Source organism: Bradyrhizobium sp. 23 (genome assembly GCF_023073295.1).
Taxonomy (GTDB): Bacteria; Pseudomonadota; Alphaproteobacteria; order Rhizobiales; family Xanthobacteraceae; genus Bradyrhizobium; species Bradyrhizobium canariense_D.
In genome coordinates this window covers 1-610 of sequence record NZ_JADPJF010000101.1, presented here as the reverse complement: position 1 = coordinate 610, position 610 = coordinate 1, and the positions used below count along the sequence as shown (strand labels likewise).

Here is a 610-nt window from a genome sequence, read left to right as displayed (position 1 = left end):
CTCCTCGGCAGCTTTCTTCTTCCGCCGGAGAGCTCTTAAGATTAGGATTTCAGCATTGCGGCCGGCGCCTGATAGATGCCGCCTCTGACCAGCAAGGCCCAGATCGTGCGCGCAATCTTATTGGCGAGCGCGACCGATACGACCTTGACCGGCCGTCTTTGCAGCATGGTCCGAATCCAGAGTGGGACTTTCAAGCCTCGTTTAGCAAGCTTGATGATAGAGGTCGCACCAACGATCAAGAGCGTCCGTAGTTGCCGATTTCCACGCTTTGATATCGCGCCGAGCCTTTCTTTTCCGCCGCTCGACTGTGCCCTCGGTGTGAGCCCCGTCCAAGCCGCAAAATCTCGTGCAGTCGCAAAATTGCGAGCATCCAAAACCGATGTCCGAACGGTAGCGGCGATGAGAGGACCGACACCCGGAATGCTCATCAGACGCCTTGCATCGGGGTCCTTTCTGACGGCAACCAAAATCTCTCTGTCGAGCTTCTCTATGCGGGTTGTAAGCAGCTCAATCTGTTCAGCGAATAGGATCAGGGCAAAGCGGGCGGCGCCGGGGATCCTATTGTCTTTTTCGTCCCGGAGAAGCACCAGGAGTTTTGCGATGCTTGCCA

Annotated in this window: 1 protein-coding gene; it reads right to left on the bottom strand. The window is 56.4% G+C overall.

Annotated elements, in window-relative coordinates; genetic code table 11:
• Positions 1-41: 41 nt before the first annotated feature.
• The coding region (locus IVB32_RS25040; protein WP_247411737.1) for an IS110 family transposase at positions 42-610 on the bottom strand (569 nt) is incomplete at its 5' end.